Below are 16,934 nucleotides of genomic sequence, written 5' to 3' on the forward strand. Positions count from 1 at the left end.
GATTATGCTATGTATAAAGAAACGGGGCGTTGTAAAGAACATGATAATCCAAAAGGAACAGGACATGGAAAATACCCGCATATAAATATTAGATGTCCGGATGGAAAACAAGTACTTATTGATATTATAGGAAAATAGATATGTTAAATTTAACTAATTTACAAACAAAAGGATATGATGAACTTATTGAAATTGATGGAGAAGTTGTTTATCAAGTGTTTGCTATTAAGAAAAGTAATGGAATTTATATTACATATTACTATACGGTACCCAAAAATAAATTGGATCAGGCTGAAGATTATGAGATAGAAGAATTCAATGAATTTAATGAATTTGAATTAGCTATAAAACATATTCAATCAAAAGGAGCAAATCTATCAAGATTTAATGTATTTAAAGGTAAAAAGCCTCTTTAAGACCATTTTTAGACCATAGGTTGGGTCGACGAGACCCAACAAAACATAAAGGTAAGCTCGCCAGCCGTTACGAACTCGCCCCCCCTAGGCCGTCTGAAAAGGCAAAGCCAGTAGCGAACTGTTCGCCTTCAATCCCGCCCACAATATCCTCGACATCCCGATGAAAAAGGTCAAACCATACTAACCAGGAAATAATATGAATACTATTTTTAAACTAAATGAAAAATTGGAAAACTTACCCTCTATTTTAAGTATTGAGGATGAATTATTTTTTATCGATAGATTACAAACGTTACCTATTGATGAAATTAGGAAAAATAAAGAAATATTTAAAAGAATTATCTCAGCTATCCAAGAATCTCACCAAGACAACGGGATATTTGAAATAACAGATGAAAATATTAAGACTTTCTTTGAATTTGTTATCTGGATTAGAAATTTAAAAAAACTATATCACCTTGATTTTGAGAAATATATAGATGGGTTAGACACAAATTTTGATGGTTCACAACAAATTTGATCCTCAAATTAAAAACTATACAGCAAGACGTAATGAGTAAAACTCGTGGAGACAATAAAGGATTTACATTAAGAGAATTAAATTCACGGGGTAATGAATTTACTGATCGTTACATTCAATACCACCCAGGGAGCCCTAGGCATTATGAGGGAGCACCTTATTGGAAAGTATCTTCTGGTAAAGGTGGAACGCAAAGATTTCCTGCAGAATAATATGAAAGGTTGATAATGAATATTTATGATGAAATTATCCCCGCGAAGAGTTTAGGGGGAATCAGATTAAAAGACAATATTAAAAATTACTCCAGTATCATTAATGAATATAATTTAAATGGAAAATTAAAATTTTTTCAAACTAATATTTATTCATGCAGATATATATTTACTGATATCCCAATTGAAATTAACGTAGATATTACTTCAGGAGAAATTTATAAAATTTCTGCATTAGAAGGATATCAAGGCAAATTCAGAACTATTAAAATAGGAATACCTATTAATGATATCTTAAATTCTAATTTAGGTTTCTATTACGATGAATGTGAAGAAGCTTTTTTTTCAAAAATTATTGAAGGAATTGCACTGGAAGTTTCTGAAGATGACCCTCCGTTCGAAGAAGCTATCAAAATGAATATAAAATATATCTCTGTTTTTGATCCAACCGCTTTTGATAAATAAATATAATTAAGCGTTGAATATTAATTGATTATGACTAAACAGAAATTCAAATAGTTGTCCTAGGTTAGGTTGAGACTCAATGTTCCAGTAAGATTGTCTGAAAGAGGAAATCAAGGTAACGGATAGCGCATACCACCCCTTCCGCCTGCAGAACCAGTATGCCGACCGTGAGACGGGGCTGCATTACAACTTCTTCAGGTATTATGAGCCTGATGCGGGTCGGTTTGTGAACCAGGATCCTATCTTACTATTAGGTGGGAGCAATTTGTATAGTTTTGCTTCTAATACAAATGCTTGGTTTGGTCCATTAGGTTTGAAGAGAAAACGGAATAAGAAGCTTAGAAGAATTATTCCAGTATGATGATATTATGGATGATGTTGATAAGTGGTCACTGATTCCTGTTAGTCAAAGACAAAAATGTTTGATTAAGGATAAACTACCTAGTGCAAAACAAAGAAGCGTCCAACAAAATCGCATGATGCGTAGAAACTTTTCTCGAAGACAAAAAAGCTTAATACGAAAGTGGGAACTTGGAACAGGGCATACATGGCCTGCAGGAGCCACTCCTCATCATATAATTCCACTTAAAAATGGTGGTTCAAATACATGGTGGAGTCCAACTCCTGTGAAACACCCTCATACTGGAACTATACACGGTACTGGGTCTGCCCTACGAACACATTTGCCATATAGCACCCTCAACAGGAATAATTAACTATATTGTTCCTAGATAATAGATATAAAAATTGAATGAAGGATATTAATTTATGGATAATTTCAAAAAAATTCTTGTAGATATACAAGATTTAATCAAATCTAGTAATGGAAACTTAATTAATTATGGAAAATCAAATTTTATTTTTAAAAAAAGATATGATGTTTCTTTAGATGAGATAAATGATTTTGAAAAAAAATATAAAGTCACATTCCCTAGAATATATAGAGAATTTCTTCTAACAGTAGGATCTTGTACTTTGTTTCAAGATGAGTTACTACCTGGATTCGATTTTTTAGCTCCTAACGAGCTTTATGATTGGTCACAACAAGTTTTTGAAGGAACTGATTGTAATTTATTCCCTAATATCTTAATTACTATTTCCATTCCAAGAACTGGCGATCAAGCTGGTTTCCTTCTTACAAAAGAAAATGAAAATTTTGGTGTTTTTTTTCCTGATGTTCCTCCTGAAGAGTGGGAAGAGGATACTGAATTTGAAAAATTTGAAGACTGGCTAGAAAACTTGATGAAAGAAAAACTAGAGGAAATTTAAAAAATTTTGAACAACCAATTTTAAAAATATTCATTATTTAGCAAATCTAACAAAAATAACACCATGCCGTCTGAAAACACTATCCTAAGCCTTATCAGACGGTCTTTCCCCTTCTTTAACAATTCAACTTCTCACTATCGTTTACGACCGCAGCGGCAAACATCTGTGTGGTGTTGCCTACCGTAACCACATCATGATTGAGCGCAACCAGCAAGCCGTAGCCCGCACAAAACCTTCAGTCCTGACATAGGGGGTGTGTAGTACGCACTCGGTTGCTGTTTTCAGACAATCTTTGTTGTATTGCGTTCAACCGCCACTATACCTACAACAAAGGCGCTAACCAGATATCGCCTATCGTGAACAAGGTCGTTTAGAATAATAAAAATATCCTGCAAGTGTATCTTGCAGGATTATTTATTTTGTATTAAATCAAGCCCTCTAAGAGACCTTTCATAAAGTTTTCGGAGTTGAATTCACCGATATCATCGATTTTTTCACCGAAACCAATCAATTTTACAGGGATATTGAGTTCTTCGCGGATAGCCAGAACAACACCACCTCGGGCAGTTCCATCAATCTTGGTCAATACAATACCAGTAACAGGGGTGATTTTAGAAAATTCTTTGGCCTGTACTAGAGCGTTCTGACCCGTAGAGGCATCAAGTGCCAGGAAGGTTTCATGTGGCGCCTCTGGCAGGACACGTTTGATAATGCGACCAATCTTTTCCAACTCGGCCATGAGGTTGTCCTTGTTTTGCAGACGACCTGCTGTATCAATCATGAGAATATCAACACCTTCTGCTACAGCACGCTCCATCCCATCAAAGACTACACTTGCTGGATCAGCCTTTTCAGGCCCCGTCACAACAGGAACATCCACACGACGGCCCCATTCAGCTAGCTGGGCAACAGCTCCAGCACGGAAGGTATCTGCCGCAACCAGCATGACTTTCTTGCCAGCTTGTTTGTAGCGATGAGCCAATTTCCCGATAGAAGTTGTTTTCCCAACACCATTGACTCCGACAAAGAGCATGACTGTCAAACCATCTTGGAAATGGATTTGTTCATCGTAGTTGCCATCCTTCTCATAGAGTTCAACCAATTTCTCGATAATGACACGACGAAGTGCATCAGGCTTCTTAGCATTTTCGAGTTTAGCTTCATAGCGTAGTTCTTCTGTTAAGTTTGAAGCAACCTGAACACCGACATCGCTCATGATGAGCAGTTCTTCCAATTCTTCGAAGAATTCTTCATCAACAGAACGGAAGTTGGCAAAGAAGGCATTCAAGCGTGCTCCGAATCCCGTACGCGTTTTCTTGAGACTGCGGTCATATTTTTCCTGAACAGTTTCCTCAGCCTGAGGAAGTTCTTCTTCTACTACTTCAGTAGCTAACCCTTCTTCGAACTCTACAGTTTCTTGGTTCTCTTCTTCTAGAGCTTCTTCCGTCTCTTGGCTTTGCTCTGTCTCATCAACTTCTAGCTCAACCTCTTCCTGAGCAGTTTCTTCGACTGCTTCTGGTTCAATCACTTCTTCTGTCGAGACTTGAGGAATTTCTTCTTGAGCAAGAGTTTCTTCCACTTTTTCCCTTGTTATCTCTTCCTGACTTGTTTCTTCGATAGCCGTTTGGTTTTCTTCAACCTCTTCTGACAAATCAATATTTTCCAGAGCTTCTTTTACAATATCTTCGATTTTCGGCTCTTCTTTTTTTCCGAATAAACGGTCAAATAATCCCATATTCTAATTCTCCTTTAGCACGTATTCTTCAATAGCCCAGGCAACGGCTTCTTCGTCGTTGGTCATGGGGGTAACGACATTAGCAACTTCCTTAACTGCTGGAACTGCATTTTGCATGGCAACTCCCAGACCTGCCCACTCAATCATAGAAAGGTCATTGGCCTCGTCCCCACAAGCCATGACTTGACTTTGGTCGATTCCTAGGTGTTTAATTAATTTCGCTAAACCTGTTGCCTTGTGGACGTTTTTCGGCGACCATTCCAATAAGAGTTCACGCGATTTGAAGATTTCATATTGGTCAAACAATTCTGGAGAAATCTGTTGAATCGCTGCATCCAAAGGTTCTTGGGCAAAGGCAGTCACACATTTATTATATGTCATCTGACTAGATAGATCTTCAAAAGCGACAGGTACGAAAGTCAGGGCTGGGTTGAACTTAGCATAGAGACTTTCTTGGTCCGACTGGATTTGATAGACTGTTCCTTCTGAAATGGCATCTAACGGCAACCCTAGTTTTTCAGTTTCCTCGTACAATCGTGCCACATCGTCGATTGAAAAGACTGTTTTATCGAGAATCTCCCCCGTATTTTTCTGGACAAGCCCTCCATTAAAAGTGATGGTGTACTCATCCTCCTGTCCATCTGTTCCTAGCTCATGGAGAAAGAAATCCATAGCCTTCAGAGGACGCCCTGTTGTCAGTACGACCTTGATGCCACGATCACGCGCAGCTTTTAGGACTGCCTTAGTTCGATCTGTCAGCTTTTTATCCGTTGTCAGCAAGGTGCCATCCAAATCAAGTGCAATCAATTTAATATCTGCCATTACAAGCCCTCCATATAAGCCATTACTGACTGGTCCTTATGGTGGCCAATCACTGCTTCTGCCAATTCTAAAATCTCTGGTCGCGCGTTTTCAGGAGCGATTGGATGCCCGACGACCTGCATCATGAGAAGGTCATTGAGATTATCGCCAAAAGCCATGACCTGATCCATGCTAAGCCCCAGTTTTTTGGCTAGCTCAACAATAGCCACACCCTTATCAACGTAGTCCAAGACAATATCAATGGATTCAAAACCAGTTGTCATGGCTTTCACACCAAGAACATTTTCGTTGACCCATGCCTCACCAGCTTCTATCGTATCTTCTGTGAAGTTCGTAGTAAATTTAAAAATCTCATCTGTGATATCTTCCAGACTCGCTACTTTCTGAATATTCTCATTGTAGTGACGACTAATCATGAGATAAGTCTCATCCACTGTATCCAATACATAACAAGCTTTTTTGCCCGTCAGAAGCATTTTTCTTTCATCAAAATAAGGTGATTTCTTTAAAGCTTCAAAAGTGCTCAAGTAAAAGTCCCGAGACATCGTAGCCTCGTACATATTTTCCCCATGAAACTCAACATAGCTCCCATTTTCAGCTATAAAAATCACTTCATCACGCACATCCGCAAATAGCTTTTTCAGGGACAAGATACCACGACCCGAAGCCACAGCAAAATAAATCCCCTTTTCCTTGTAGGAAACAAGTAAGTTTTTGAGGCGTTCCATATCAAACCGACCCTCTCCGTCCAGAAAGGTTCCATCCATATCGGTTGCTACAAGTTTAATCATAAAATCCTTCATACTCCAATTGATAAATCTACCTTCTATTATACCATAGATAAGTTTAAAAAGGTCCAGTACAGTAGGATAGCACTACTTTTTCGGAGAAACTTCAAAGGGCCTAAAAATTAGAATCGTAGAACTTTTTTCAGATAGTTTAAAAAGTTTGTATTCCCCTACTCTTTTCTCTATAATGGAGAGAAAGGAGATGACTATGACAGAATTGAAACATGAAATTGATGCAAACTTTGCAGGACGACTCAATATCCTACGCGCGGGCGTTCTCGGTGCCAATGATGGGATTATTTCCATTGCTGGAGTGGTTATCGGGGTTGCTAGTGCGACCAGCAATATCTGGATTATCTTTTTATCTGGACTAGCCGCTATCCTCGCTGGTGCTTTTTCTATGGCAGGTGGCGAATATGTCTCTGTATCCACTCAGAAAGACACAGAAGAAGCCGCTGTTGCTAGAGAGCAATTACTCTTGGATAAGGACATCGAATCAGCAAAACAATCCCTCTATGCTGCTTACTTACAAAATGGTGAGTGTGAAACGTCAGCTCAACTCTTGACCAACAAAGCCTTTTTGAAAAATCCACTCAAAGCCTTAGTTGAGGAAAAATACGGTATCGAGTACGAAGAGTTTACCAACCCTTGGCATGCTGCGATCTCTAGCTTTATCGCCTTTGTACTGGGAAGTCTTCCTCCTATGCTTTCGATCACCGTTTTTCCAAGTGACTATCGCATTCCTGCTACTGTTTTTATCGTGGCCCTTTCCCTTCTCGTCACCGGCTATACCAGTGCTAAATTAGGCAAGGCTCCTACGAAAACAGCTATGATCCGTAACCTCTGTATCGGACTTCTGACCATGGGAGTAACCTTCCTCTTGGGACAACTCTTTAGTATCTAAGCTAAAAGAAATACCTCGACCAGCATCGAGGTATCTTTTTTACATCTGCACAATCTTGCGATAGCTTCTTGAGGTAATCATAAAGATTAAAACGTAGACGATGAGGAAGATGGCACAAATGGACAAAGTGACAGTCAACATCATGGTCGCATCCAGCACGCCAATGACTTTTAGGATGAGGCTAAGCATATGATAGGCAAAAGCAAGGTGTAGGAAGGCAAAGAGCAATGGAAGGAAGAAAACAGTTAGAACCTGTTTGTTAATCGTTTGCTTGATTTGCTTTTGATCGAGTCCAACCTTTTGCAAAATGATGAAACGTTCACGGTCTTCATAGCCTTCAGAAATTTGTTTGTAGTAAATAACCAGGACTGTTCCCACCATAAAGATGATAGAAAGGAAAATACCGATGAAGAAGACACCTCCATAAAGGGCACTAATTTGCGCACTGCTATCAGCTAGATTGCTTCCGAATACATAGCTTCCCTCTTTGTTTAAATCTTTATTGAAGTTACGAAGGTATTCTGTAAAGTCGTCAGCGAGTTTGAGCTGTTCTTCCTCACTAGCTGTTACATTCATACCACCATAAAGTTGATCAAAGAGAGAGGAATCAGGATATTGATCAATAAAGGCCTGCAAATTAGGAACAACAAGATAATTGTAGTCCGATGTGAGAATGTTATACTGATTTGGCACATGTTCCAGAATAAAATCATTTTTAATTTCTTCTTTAACTGTGTAGGTCTGATCATTTAGAGTGAGTTCTTTCTGTCCTTCAAGTACCTTATTCTTGGTAAACAAGCCGACTTCATTGCCTGAAAGGGGGAGTTTTTGACCAGTCATGTTTTCATAGTCTTTTTGGTCAAAGACCATAAAAATGGTTTTCGGCTGAACGAAGTTATTCCCCTTTGTAAAGATACGGAGCTTGGTTCCATCTTGGCTCTCGATACCAAAACTGCTATGACGAAAGACTTCTTTTTTGGTGACAGTTAATCCCTTATCACTAGCATATTGACTCAAAAGTTTATCTAAATCTTCTTTTTCAACATTTCGCCCTGTAATTCCAAAATCATGTGGATTCATGAATTTCTTGAAGGTTTCTGAAGCCTTGAAGATACTAGTTGCAGCAGACATGGTCACCAAGACCATGGTTGAAAGAATGGCAATCGTCGCAAGACCAACCGCATTTTTCTTCATACGGAAGATGAGATTGGATACGGAAATCATGTTGTTGGGTTGGTAATAATAACGCTTGTTTTTCTTCAAGATTTGTAGGAATACTGTAATCCCTGCATTAAACAAGAGATAGGTACCAAAGATTACCAGCAAGACTGCTACAAAGAAAATTATGAGTGCAGTTAAAGGATTTTCAACTGTCACTGCTAGGTAGTATCCTGAACCCAAACTGATTAATCCAAGAATCGTTTGCAAGCCCAAGAAACGTCCTTTTTTCTCACCACTGGCCTTCTCACGAGAGAGCTGAAGGGCATTCATGCGTGCAATACGAAAGGCATTGATAAAAACCAAACCTAGGAAAATAGCTCCAAAAATAAGGCTAACTAGGATAAAGACGCTTGGTTGGAAAGTCGCTACGAGCTCCACCTTCATATTCATTAGCTTCAGAAGCAGAGCAAAGATGAGCTTATCAAAGAGAGCTCCTAGCCCAAGTCCAGCTGTCAAGGTTAGGGAGCCAAAAATAAGGAGCTCCTTAAAGACCATACTGATCAAATGGCGTTTTTCTAATCCTAACATGCCATAAATCCCTAGTTCTTTGGAACGGTTTTTCATGACGAAACTATTGGCATAAAAGACGATGATGGCAGAGGCTATGGTGACAATCACCATACCAAGACCGAGTGTCATAGAGATAGTCTCTCCACCCCTAATCTTGCCAATATTAGGGTTAAGGGTCAATGAGTAAAAGAGATAAGTAATGGTCACAGCCAAGAGAACAGCTAAAGCAAAGGGATAGTAGAGTTTGCGGTTTTTGATTAAGTTCGATACCGCTAACTTATTGGTCAATCGAAACATACTAATTCACCTCGCTCGCCATAACAGTCAAGGTATCAGAGATTTCCTGGAACATTTGACGTTCTGTCTTGTCTCCGCGGTAGATTTGGTTATAGAGGATTCCGTCCTTGATAAAGAGAACGCGCTTGGCCCTGCTGGCTGCTGCGGTTGAGTGGGTTACCATGAGAATGGTTTGCCCGCGCTCATTGATTTCATCAAAAACATCTAGAAGAGCTGCAGATGACTTGGAGTCAAGTGCCCCAGTCGGCTCATCCGCAAGAAGAATTTCAGGCTCTGTGATGATAGCGCGTGCAACTGCTACCCGCTGTTTTTGACCACCTGAAATCTCGTAAGGGTACTTCTCTTGCAATTGGTTGATGCCCAAATTTTCAGCTGTCACTACCAATTTTTTCATCATCTCTGTGATGGGTTTTCGTGATAACACTAGCGGAAGCAAGATATTGTCTTTGACCGATAGAGTATCTAGCAAGTTAAAGTCTTGGAAAACAAATCCCAACTTCTCACGACGGAAGCTAGAAGCCTGAGAATTTTTAATGGTTGCTGTGTCTGTTCCGTTTAGGTAAACCTGACCACGAGTTGGTTTATCCAGCATGGCTAGGATGTTGAGTAGGGTAGACTTCCCTGAGCCAGACTCTCCCATGATAGCAACGTAGTCACCCTTTTCTACTGTAAAGTGAATGTCTTTGAGGGCTTCTACTTGATTGCCTTGGAAACGTGTTTTGTAGATTTTTTGAACGTGTTTTACATCTAAAAGTGTCATGATTTTCTCCTTCTTAATATCCCATCATTTGAAACTGTGCTTGCATCATAGCGCATCCCAGTTGAACACGCTCGATATCTTTTTGACTTGGTTTTCTTGTTTTCTTTTGTAAAATTCTTTTCATGGTTTTGCTCCTTTGTTCTTTATGAGTCTAGTTTATCGCAAAAAAAGGTGGCCTGCCATAACCTAACCTTACAAAAGAGACTTTAATCTTACATTTTTGTAAGATTGAAGAATATCAAGCAATTTCGCTATCAATATTTTACCATAAATGAAATACAAGAAGAAAACCCTTGCGGATGCAAGGGTTAAAATTCACTATTCAGTCTACATCAATCAGTAAGAAATGTAGCTACAATTTGATGATGTATTCTTTCAATTAATTATATTTCTATATAAGCAGAACAGTTTTCTTCTAAAGAAAAGTCTTCTTTTATCAACAAAGTTAAATCTTTTGAAGTAAAATTTTCTCTTTGATCTATTCGAACAGCTTGATTCATTATTAAATCTTCATAAAGATTTCGAACGAAACGACCGTTAGAAAAATTGGTGGGATTGCTTTCTAACTTATCATTAAAATAATTTAATAATATTTCTTTCAGCTTGTCATCTATCTGGTAGTCGTCTTTTCTTGCTAGAGTTTCAAGAATATCTAACAATTCTTTAGAAGAATAATTTTCAAAATTTATAAAATAATTAAAGCGAGACTTCAGACCAGGATTCGATTCAAAAAAATGATTCATTGGATCAGTATATCCAGCAACAATAACAATTAAATCATCTCTTGAATCCTCTAAAGCCTTTGTCAATTCTGTTAAACATTCTCGGCCATATGAATCAGTATTGTCATTTTCTGTAATGCTATAAGCTTCATCAATGAATAAAACGCCACCTTTTGCTTTTTCAATGACACTTTTTACTTTTAAAGCTGTTTGACCTTGATAACCAGCAATTAAATCCGTTCTGGAGACTTCGGTAAAATGCCCCTTTGAAAGAAGGCCTAATTGATAATACATCCGACCTACAATTCTGGCCACTGTCGTCTTTCCAGTACCAGGATTCCCCATAAACGCCATATGTAAAGTTCTCTTTGGTACTTTTAGCCCAGACTCTTTTCTTTTGGACTGAACCTTTTGATATATAACTAACCTCGAAACTTCCTCTTTAACTTTTTGTAAACCAACTAATTGATTTAATTCCTTCATCAATTCATCCAAAGAAGAGTTGTTACGTTTTCCTAGCTCCTTCCCTAGTATTTCAAAAAGATAAGAGTAACCTAAATAACAAGCTAAATTATCAGATAATTCTTTTAGCGTTTGACTTATCTTGCTTATTTTATTCTCTTTTTGAAATAAATATATAGATTTATATAGATCTGCTACTTTATTTGTGTTAGAATGATCAATTATAATCTCATTCACTTTTGTGAGAAAAGTCGACTCGTTACCTAGTTGTCGATCCAATTTTTTGGCGCTCTCAATTAGCTTGTCACGAGATACAGTCATAATTACCTCAAAAACATAAATAGTAAAGTGATTATCAACATTCCGATAGATACTCCAGATATGATAAAAACAGTTAAAAGTCGACTAGAAATAAGTTTAATTTGTTCTTTACTTTCTTTCAATTCTTTTCTGAGTTCTTCAATTTCAGAAGTATGCGAGACAGGCTCCAAAGGAAGCGCGTTTACTGTATCCTCTAAGCTTACAATTCTATCGTCTAATTTTGAAAGTCGCTCCTCATGTTCCTCAATGGCTTCTTTATGATTGTTTTCATTGAATTTTTCTTTAAATTGCTTTAGTACTTGGAGTGTAGATGCTTGCTTCTCAATTGTTTTATCAATACGAGCTTGTTCTTTCTGAATTTTCTTATTGGTATGTTCATTTGCCGCCACTGTAGTAACAATCGCTTGAATATAACCTTTATCTAGACCCTCTAAAGCTTTATAAACTTGACCAAATTCTTCTGTTAATTTCAGTTGATCTTCATAAAATCTTGAAATGTAATTTTGAACTTGCTCTACTAAAGTGTTAAACTCTTTACCAGTAACTCCATGCTCAACAAAATCAAGACCAAAACCAAAGAATTCTTCATGAGTTCTAACCTTATCAAAATACAAATCATCTCGACTTTGTTCAGCAAATTCTTTCAGGTGCTCTTTAGCTTCGTTGAAATCATATGGGCTAATATTTATTTCAAATTTTTCCTGTTCTTGCTCAATTACTTCTTGTTCCATATTTATCTCCCTAATCTAATAATTCTTGTAATAAACTATCAATCTCATCAAAGTCACTTTTATCGTCTCTTGTAGATTCTGCAAAAATATCTGATAGCTTTTCTTTCATTATTGAAGCAGCCAGATCATGTCTTTCCTTAATAGTATTGATAACAGAATCTTTTTCTACTTGAAGCTTTATGGTCTTTACATCTAGTAATTGATCTTTGATTACTAACATTTCATTATTTTGATCAATTTTCTTAGAACTTAATTCAGTAATCTGTTTATTGACAATTTGCTGATCAATCATTTTTAATACAAAAGCGCCAATAATTCCAGATAAGGTCGCTCCCATAAATGTTCCAATAACACTACCAATTGTACCCAAAAGTGGTATAGAGATAGCCAAAACTGGAAAACTTGCTGTTAGTGATGCTCCTAATGCTTCTCCCACTACAATAGCACCTGTAGCCGTTAAACCTGCAACAACAATTTTACCGATCTCTAGCATCATTATCTGAACACTTTTTTCTTTGTTCTCTGGATTATTTAGATAATCAATCGCTTCTTTTAATGACTTCCAACCTTGGTGTATAAATGTCCATGCTTTTAGAAAAGTGTTAATTACAGGTCCAACTATCGCAGAAGCAATCATAGTAACCACTGATTTCCCAACGTTTAATAAGTGATTTGATAAGTTGTTTACAAATGAAATGATGGCCTCTTTTACCTTTTCAATAAAAGTTGATAAGTTTCTCTCTGTGTCTTTAAGCCAAGAGATAAATTTTGAAATTAACTCTCGCAAAAATTCTGATAGTAACTGTAAAAGCGCTGCTTTCAGAGCTTTTCCGGAAACTTTTAACGCCTCGTCACGTCTTGATTTTTTACCAGATTTTATAGCTCGCTTCTCAGCTTCGTCTCTTACTCGGTCGTATTCAGCGCGTGCCTCTTTATCTTTCTCTCTTAACTGTTTCTCTTCTTTTGAACTAATATTATGGACTTCTTTAGCATATTGCCCTTTAGAATTTGGATTATCAAATAATTCAGTTGTTGATTGATCACCTTTAGCTTGATTAATATCACTCCTAATTTCGTTAAGGTTAACTTTACTATTTGCAAAAGCAATCTGCTCTTCCTTTGTCAAAAAAGCATTTGCCTTTGGATCACGTATAATCTCTCCTGCAGAAACTGTATGATCCATCTGAGTTCCTTTTTCTTTTGAACCTGTTGGTCGTCCTGCGTCAAATGGTTTTCTCGCATCTTTGGTTAAAGTATTTACAATTTTTCCTGAACGAGTTGAGTGTGTTTTAATATTTCCTAAGTCATCTTTAACAAAATTATTTTGCCAAGTATCGTATCTTTCTTGATAATCAACGTCTCTATTATGAGTTGCTAGTTTTCCTTTTTCAAAATTTTCAGCAGTTTGTATATGTGCATCTTTTCGTAAATCTAGAGTTTGACCATTGTTATCTTTAATAAACTCTTCACCTATTTGGGCAGCAAGTTGAAGTTGTACTTGTTCCCAAACTATATTTTCAATAGATTCTTGAAGGTATTCATTATTTTGTAATTTTTCTCTATCTATATCAAGTTGCTCTATGTGTTCAACAACATCCTTAAGGTTATTTTCTAAAGAATTTTCTATTTCAAGTAACTGTTCATAGTCAAAGTCAATTTCAGAACTTTGTAATTCAAACGTTTTATTTTCGTTAGCCATATTAATCTCTCTAAATTATTGTATTCATTGATTTATTATAACATTTCAGGATTTGATTTGACAAGTTTAAAAAACTTCGTCCTATTGGACGAAGTTCATACTTCTACTATTATCACCAAAACCAGCCATCATTGTCTTCAATGGCTTGGGCTTCCTTGCGTTTACGTGGTCCTGTTCCGTACATTTCGGCTTCGATTTCTTCCTTAGTTGGCAGGATAGAGGCAAGGATGATGTAGATTATCACACCAATTCCAAAATTTGCCACGGTAAAAATGGCGAAGAGAAAGCGGACTAGGGTTACATCAAAATTCCACTTGTCTGATAGACCAGCTAAAACTCCTGACACCATACGATTTCGTCTCATTTTATAAAATTTTGTATTCATGATTGTTTCCTCTTTCGGTATTCTTACAAGTAGTATAGCATGAATCAGAACTATCATCATCAGTCCTTAGGCCGATTTATGATGACGAGTTTACCCCGACAAACTCCACAGCGATAGCGTTTGGTATCAATCCTTCTCTTACGCTGATAACTTTGCTGGCAGGATTGGCACTGATAGACTAGGTAGGGAATTTGAGTTTGTGTTTTCAAAGGTGGTACAAAGCGCAGTCCATCCACTTCTTTCAATAGTTCCTTAAATTCTCGGTCCCTATGTCGATAACCCTTTTTCTGAAAATAAAGGTGATAGTGACAGAGTTCATGGCGCACAATTTTCCGAAAAACCTCCAAACCTAGTTCCTGATAAACCTTGGGATTAAAATCCAAATGCCCATCCTTGGGGAAAAATCGTCCACCTGTCGTTCGCAGACGAGAATTCCACTGGGCTTGGTGCGTGAAAGGTCTACCAAAGTCTTCTAGGGAAACAGACTGAACGTACTCAGTCAGTTTCATCTGGAGCTAGGAGCGACAGATTAACTTTTTCACGTTCCGTATCGATTTTCTTGACCCAAACCGTTACCAAATCTCCGACTGACACCACTTGGCTGGGATGTTTGATAAATTTGCGACTCATATGGGAAATATGAATCAAGCCGTCCTCGTGAATCCCGATATCAACGAAGGCACCGAAATCAACGACGTTCCGTACCACACCTTCCAGCTTCTGGCCGATTTTTAAGTCTTTAATATCCAAGACATCTTGACGAAGCACAGGTGCATCAAAAGAGTCACGGAAATCACGACCTGGTTTGAGAAGGTCAGCAATGATATCTTTAAGGGTTTCTGGACCGAGGTCTAGTTCTTGCGCCATTTCCTTGACAGAAAGGGATTTAAGCTTATTTTGTGCTTCTTCGTTTAGGTCTTTAATATCTAAACGTTTGAAGAGCTCCTTGACTGCAGCGTAGTTTTCTGGGTGAACTCCTGTATTATCGAGGATATTGCTACTTTCAGGGATACGAAGGAAACCTGCAGCTTGCTCAAAGGCTTTAGCACCCAGACGGGGAACCTTCTTGATTTGAGCGCGTGAAGTGATTTTTCCTTCTTCCTCTCGGTATTTGACGATATTTTCAGAAATGGTTTTATTGAGTCCAGCGACATGAGATAGAAGAGCTGGGCTAGCTGTATTGACATTGACACCGACTTGGTTAACTACGGTATCGACGACAAAGTCCAGACTCTCAGATAGTTTCTTCTGACTGACATCGTGCTGGTATTGACCAACACCGATTGACTTGGGATCGATTTTTACCAATTCAGCAAGGGGATCTTGCAAACGACGGGCGATTGAGATAGCAGAGCGTTTTTCAACCGTTAATTCTGGAAACTCTTGGCGAGCAAGTTCACTAGCAGAATAAACCGAAGCGCCACTTTCATTGACGATAACATAGCTGACTTCTGGAAAATCTTTCAGAACTTCCGCCACAAAGGCTTCACTTTCGCGACTGGCCGTTCCGTTTCCAATGGCAATAATTTCCACACCGTATTGACCGATCAGGTCGGCCAAGTCTTTCTTGGCTTCTTCAATCTGACGAGCTGAGGCTGGTTTTACGGGATAAATGACCTGTGTTGTCAGCATTTTCCCCGTTGCATCAACGACAGCCAGCTTGGCACCTGTACGAAAGGCAGGGTCAAAGCCTAGAACCACGCGCCCTTTCAGCGGAGCAACCAAGAGGAGATTGCGCAGATTGTCTGAAAAGAGTTGGATAGCCCCTTCTTCTGCTTTCTCAGTCAATTCTGTCCGAATACGGCGCTCGATAGCAGGCAAGACCTTTTTCTTAACAGATTGCTGGATAACTTCATCAATATAGGCGTTTCTCACCTTGAAACGAGCAGCAAAGAAAGCTAGGATACAATCCGTCGCATGTTCAAAACCGACTTTCAGTATGCCTAGTTTTTCACCACGATTAAGGGCCAAGGTACGATAGCCCTGCATGTTGCCAACTGTCTCTGAAAAATCGTAATAAATCTGAAAAACTTGTTTTTCATCAAGATTTTCATCCTTAACCTGCGAAGTGATTTTAGAGTGTCTCAACACTGCCTGATAGGTCATAGCACGTAGATTGACATCTTCGGATAAGGCTTCTACCAAAATATCAACCGCACCTGCCAAGGCTTCTTGACCAGTCGCAAATCCTTCACAGACAAACTTCTCAGCTTCTTTCTCTAAGCTAATAACATTCTGCAAAATCAAGCGAGCAAGAGGAAAGAGTCCAGCTTCACGGGCAATGGTTGCCTTGGTCCGACGCTTTTCCTTGTAGGGTAGGTAAAGTTCTTCTACGTCTGCTAACTTTTCAGCATTTCGAATAGCTTCTTCCAATTCCTTTGTTAGCTTACCTTGTTCTTGAATCTTAGCCAAGACAGCTTGCTTGCGGTCATTGAGATTAGTCAGACTTTTATCCAGGTCAATAATAGCCTTAATCGCCACCTCATCCAGACTACCAGTCATGTCCTTCCGATAACGCGCGATGAAGGGAATCGTCGCCCCTTCGGCTGTCAAACTTAGAACGGTATCGATTTGCTTTAAGGTTACACCCAAATCTTGGGAAATTTTTTCATATTTTTTATCCATAAACCTATTATACCATAAGGGACAAGGCTTGTTTCACCTTACCTGTTTTTGCCTCTTTGATTATCAAAAT

19 protein-coding genes are annotated in these 16,934 nt (G+C 38.3%); 8 read left to right on the forward strand and 11 right to left on the reverse strand.

The genetic code is table 11. The annotated features are described in order from the left end of the window. The first annotated feature begins 9 nt into the window (after nucleotides 1-9). From ACUW6H_RS02910 to ACUW6H_RS02940, 7 genes are all read left to right on the forward strand, one after another. Nucleotides 10-138, forward strand: a complete 129-nt coding sequence (locus ACUW6H_RS02910) for a hypothetical protein (RefSeq protein ID WP_263283991.1) — start codon at nucleotides 10-12, stop codon at nucleotides 136-138. 2 nt (nucleotides 139-140) lie between these two features. Continuing rightward, nucleotides 141-416, forward strand: a complete 276-nt coding sequence (locus tag ACUW6H_RS02915) for a hypothetical protein (RefSeq protein ID WP_033629652.1) — start codon at nucleotides 141-143, stop codon at nucleotides 414-416. 196 nt (nucleotides 417-612) lie between these two features. Next, nucleotides 613-936, forward strand: a complete 324-nt coding sequence (locus ACUW6H_RS02920; RefSeq protein ID WP_061586953.1) for a hypothetical protein — start codon at nucleotides 613-615, stop codon at nucleotides 934-936. Nucleotides 937-968: 32 nt separating this feature from the next. Next, the gene (locus ACUW6H_RS02925; RefSeq protein ID WP_142320621.1) at nucleotides 969-1,148 is read left to right on the forward strand and encodes a hypothetical protein; all 180 of its coding nucleotides are present in this window, start codon (nucleotides 969-971) and stop codon (nucleotides 1,146-1,148) included. A 15-nt stretch (nucleotides 1,149-1,163) separates the two neighbouring features. After that, nucleotides 1,164-1,613: a hypothetical protein gene (locus ACUW6H_RS02930; RefSeq protein ID WP_268705162.1), complete on the forward strand. Its 450-nt coding sequence runs from the start codon at nucleotides 1,164-1,166 to the stop codon at nucleotides 1,611-1,613. Between the two features lie 109 nt (nucleotides 1,614-1,722). Continuing rightward, nucleotides 1,723-1,974 carry an RHS repeat-associated core domain-containing protein gene (locus tag ACUW6H_RS02935; protein WP_454361278.1) on the forward strand — a complete coding sequence of 84 codons (252 nt, stop codon included), beginning with the start codon at nucleotides 1,723-1,725 and terminating at the stop codon, nucleotides 1,972-1,974. A gap of 407 nt (nucleotides 1,975-2,381) precedes the next feature. Then, nucleotides 2,382-2,882, forward strand: coding sequence for an SMI1/KNR4 family protein (locus ACUW6H_RS02940; RefSeq protein ID WP_454360947.1), 501 nt, complete (start codon nucleotides 2,382-2,384; stop codon nucleotides 2,880-2,882). Between the two features lie 424 nt (nucleotides 2,883-3,306). On the opposite strand, the gene ftsY is transcribed toward ACUW6H_RS02940, so the two are convergent. From ftsY to ACUW6H_RS02955, 3 genes are read right to left on the reverse strand one after another with little or no spacing between them, the layout of a single operon-like run. Then, nucleotides 3,307-4,617, reverse strand: coding sequence for a signal recognition particle-docking protein FtsY (ftsY, locus tag ACUW6H_RS02945; RefSeq protein WP_454360949.1), 1,311 nt, complete (start codon nucleotides 4,615-4,617; stop codon nucleotides 3,307-3,309). Between the two features lie 3 nt (nucleotides 4,618-4,620). Next, a complete protein-coding gene (locus tag ACUW6H_RS02950) occupies nucleotides 4,621-5,439 on the reverse strand; it encodes a Cof-type HAD-IIB family hydrolase (RefSeq protein WP_454360951.1) in 819 nt (272 codons plus the stop codon). After that, nucleotides 5,439-6,230 (reverse strand): Cof-type HAD-IIB family hydrolase, encoded by a 792-nt coding sequence (locus ACUW6H_RS02955; protein WP_454360953.1) that lies wholly within the window; start codon nucleotides 6,228-6,230, stop codon nucleotides 5,439-5,441. Before ACUW6H_RS02955 ends, ACUW6H_RS02950 begins: the two co-directional genes overlap by 1 nt. A 205-nt stretch (nucleotides 6,231-6,435) precedes the next feature. Between ACUW6H_RS02955 and ACUW6H_RS02960 the strand changes: the two genes are divergently transcribed. Further along, nucleotides 6,436-7,131 carry a VIT1/CCC1 transporter family protein gene (locus tag ACUW6H_RS02960; protein ID WP_093585511.1) on the forward strand — a complete coding sequence of 232 codons (696 nt, stop codon included), beginning with the start codon at nucleotides 6,436-6,438 and terminating at the stop codon, nucleotides 7,129-7,131. A 39-nt stretch (nucleotides 7,132-7,170) separates the two neighbouring features. On the opposite strand, the gene ACUW6H_RS02965 is transcribed toward ACUW6H_RS02960, so the two are convergent. The 8 genes from ACUW6H_RS02965 to ACUW6H_RS03000 all read right to left on the reverse strand — a co-directional run bounded on the left by ACUW6H_RS02965 (nucleotide 7,171) and on the right by ACUW6H_RS03000 (nucleotide 16,864). Next, nucleotides 7,171-9,159, reverse strand: a complete 1,989-nt coding sequence (locus ACUW6H_RS02965) for an ABC transporter permease (RefSeq protein WP_454360955.1) — start codon at nucleotides 9,157-9,159, stop codon at nucleotides 7,171-7,173. A 1-nt stretch (nucleotide 9,160) separates the two neighbouring features. After that, the gene (locus tag ACUW6H_RS02970; protein ID WP_000173369.1) at nucleotides 9,161-9,919 is read right to left on the reverse strand and encodes an ABC transporter ATP-binding protein; all 759 of its coding nucleotides are present in this window, start codon (nucleotides 9,917-9,919) and stop codon (nucleotides 9,161-9,163) included. Between the two features lie 383 nt (nucleotides 9,920-10,302). Beyond that, on the reverse strand, nucleotides 10,303-11,424 hold the full coding sequence (locus ACUW6H_RS02975) for an AAA family ATPase (RefSeq protein ID WP_454360959.1): 1,122 nt from the start codon (nucleotides 11,422-11,424) through the stop codon (nucleotides 10,303-10,305). A 2-nt stretch (nucleotides 11,425-11,426) separates the two neighbouring features. Next, on the reverse strand, nucleotides 11,427-12,155 hold the full coding sequence (locus tag ACUW6H_RS02980) for a hypothetical protein (protein ID WP_454360961.1): 729 nt from the start codon (nucleotides 12,153-12,155) through the stop codon (nucleotides 11,427-11,429). A 10-nt stretch (nucleotides 12,156-12,165) separates the two neighbouring features. Beyond that, nucleotides 12,166-13,854 (reverse strand): hypothetical protein, encoded by a 1,689-nt coding sequence (locus ACUW6H_RS02985; protein ID WP_454360963.1) that lies wholly within the window; start codon nucleotides 13,852-13,854, stop codon nucleotides 12,166-12,168. 112 nt (nucleotides 13,855-13,966) lie between these two features. Further along, nucleotides 13,967-14,239: a PspC domain-containing protein gene (locus ACUW6H_RS02990; protein ID WP_001092797.1), complete on the reverse strand. Its 273-nt coding sequence runs from the start codon at nucleotides 14,237-14,239 to the stop codon at nucleotides 13,967-13,969. Nucleotides 14,240-14,298: 59 nt separating this feature from the next. Next, nucleotides 14,299-14,748 carry a SprT family protein gene (locus ACUW6H_RS02995; protein WP_000778616.1) on the reverse strand — a complete coding sequence of 150 codons (450 nt, stop codon included), beginning with the start codon at nucleotides 14,746-14,748 and terminating at the stop codon, nucleotides 14,299-14,301. After that, the gene (locus ACUW6H_RS03000; RefSeq protein WP_454360966.1) at nucleotides 14,735-16,864 is read right to left on the reverse strand and encodes a Tex family protein; all 2,130 of its coding nucleotides are present in this window, start codon (nucleotides 16,862-16,864) and stop codon (nucleotides 14,735-14,737) included. The genes ACUW6H_RS02995 and ACUW6H_RS03000 overlap by 14 nt, the downstream gene beginning before the upstream one ends. Nucleotides 16,865-16,934 lie beyond the last annotated feature (70 nt).

The organism is Streptococcus sp. 151470009-6 (assembly GCF_053628175.1).

Bases quoted from the DNA above. Each gene is read 5' to 3' on its own strand.
- ACUW6H_RS02910 (WP_263283991.1), top strand. From the start codon at position 10: ATGTATAAAGAAACGGGGCGTTGTAAAGAACATGATAATCCAAAAGGA.
- ACUW6H_RS02915 (WP_033629652.1), top strand. From the start codon at position 141: ATGTTAAATTTAACTAATTTACAAACAAAAGGATATGATGAACTTATT.
- ACUW6H_RS02920 (WP_061586953.1), top strand. From the start codon at position 613: ATGAATACTATTTTTAAACTAAATGAAAAATTGGAAAACTTACCCTCT.
- ACUW6H_RS02925 (WP_142320621.1), top strand. From the start codon at position 969: ATGAGTAAAACTCGTGGAGACAATAAAGGATTTACATTAAGAGAATTA.
- ACUW6H_RS02930 (WP_268705162.1), top strand. From the start codon at position 1,164: ATGAATATTTATGATGAAATTATCCCCGCGAAGAGTTTAGGGGGAATC.
- ACUW6H_RS02940 (WP_454360947.1), top strand. From the start codon at position 2,382: ATGGATAATTTCAAAAAAATTCTTGTAGATATACAAGATTTAATCAAA.
- ftsY (WP_454360949.1), bottom strand. From the start codon at position 4,617: ATGGGATTATTTGACCGTTTATTCGGAAAAAAAGAAGAGCCGAAAATC.
- ACUW6H_RS02950 (WP_454360951.1), bottom strand. From the start codon at position 5,439: ATGGCAGATATTAAATTGATTGCACTTGATTTGGATGGCACCTTGCTG.
- ACUW6H_RS02955 (WP_454360953.1), bottom strand. From the start codon at position 6,230: ATGATTAAACTTGTAGCAACCGATATGGATGGAACCTTTCTGGACGGA.
- ACUW6H_RS02960 (WP_093585511.1), top strand. From the start codon at position 6,436: ATGACAGAATTGAAACATGAAATTGATGCAAACTTTGCAGGACGACTC.
- ACUW6H_RS02965 (WP_454360955.1), bottom strand. From the start codon at position 9,159: ATGTTTCGATTGACCAATAAGTTAGCGGTATCGAACTTAATCAAAAAC.
- ACUW6H_RS02970 (WP_000173369.1), bottom strand. From the start codon at position 9,919: ATGACACTTTTAGATGTAAAACACGTTCAAAAAATCTACAAAACACGT.
- ACUW6H_RS02975 (WP_454360959.1), bottom strand. From the start codon at position 11,424: ATGACTGTATCTCGTGACAAGCTAATTGAGAGCGCCAAAAAATTGGAT.
- ACUW6H_RS02980 (WP_454360961.1), bottom strand. From the start codon at position 12,155: ATGGAACAAGAAGTAATTGAGCAAGAACAGGAAAAATTTGAAATAAAT.
- ACUW6H_RS02985 (WP_454360963.1), bottom strand. From the start codon at position 13,854: ATGGCTAACGAAAATAAAACGTTTGAATTACAAAGTTCTGAAATTGAC.
- ACUW6H_RS02990 (WP_001092797.1), bottom strand. From the start codon at position 14,239: ATGAATACAAAATTTTATAAAATGAGACGAAATCGTATGGTGTCAGGA.
- ACUW6H_RS02995 (WP_000778616.1), bottom strand. From the start codon at position 14,748: ATGAAACTGACTGAGTACGTTCAGTCTGTTTCCCTAGAAGACTTTGGT.
- ACUW6H_RS03000 (WP_454360966.1), bottom strand. From the start codon at position 16,864: ATGGATAAAAAATATGAAAAAATTTCCCAAGATTTGGGTGTAACCTTA.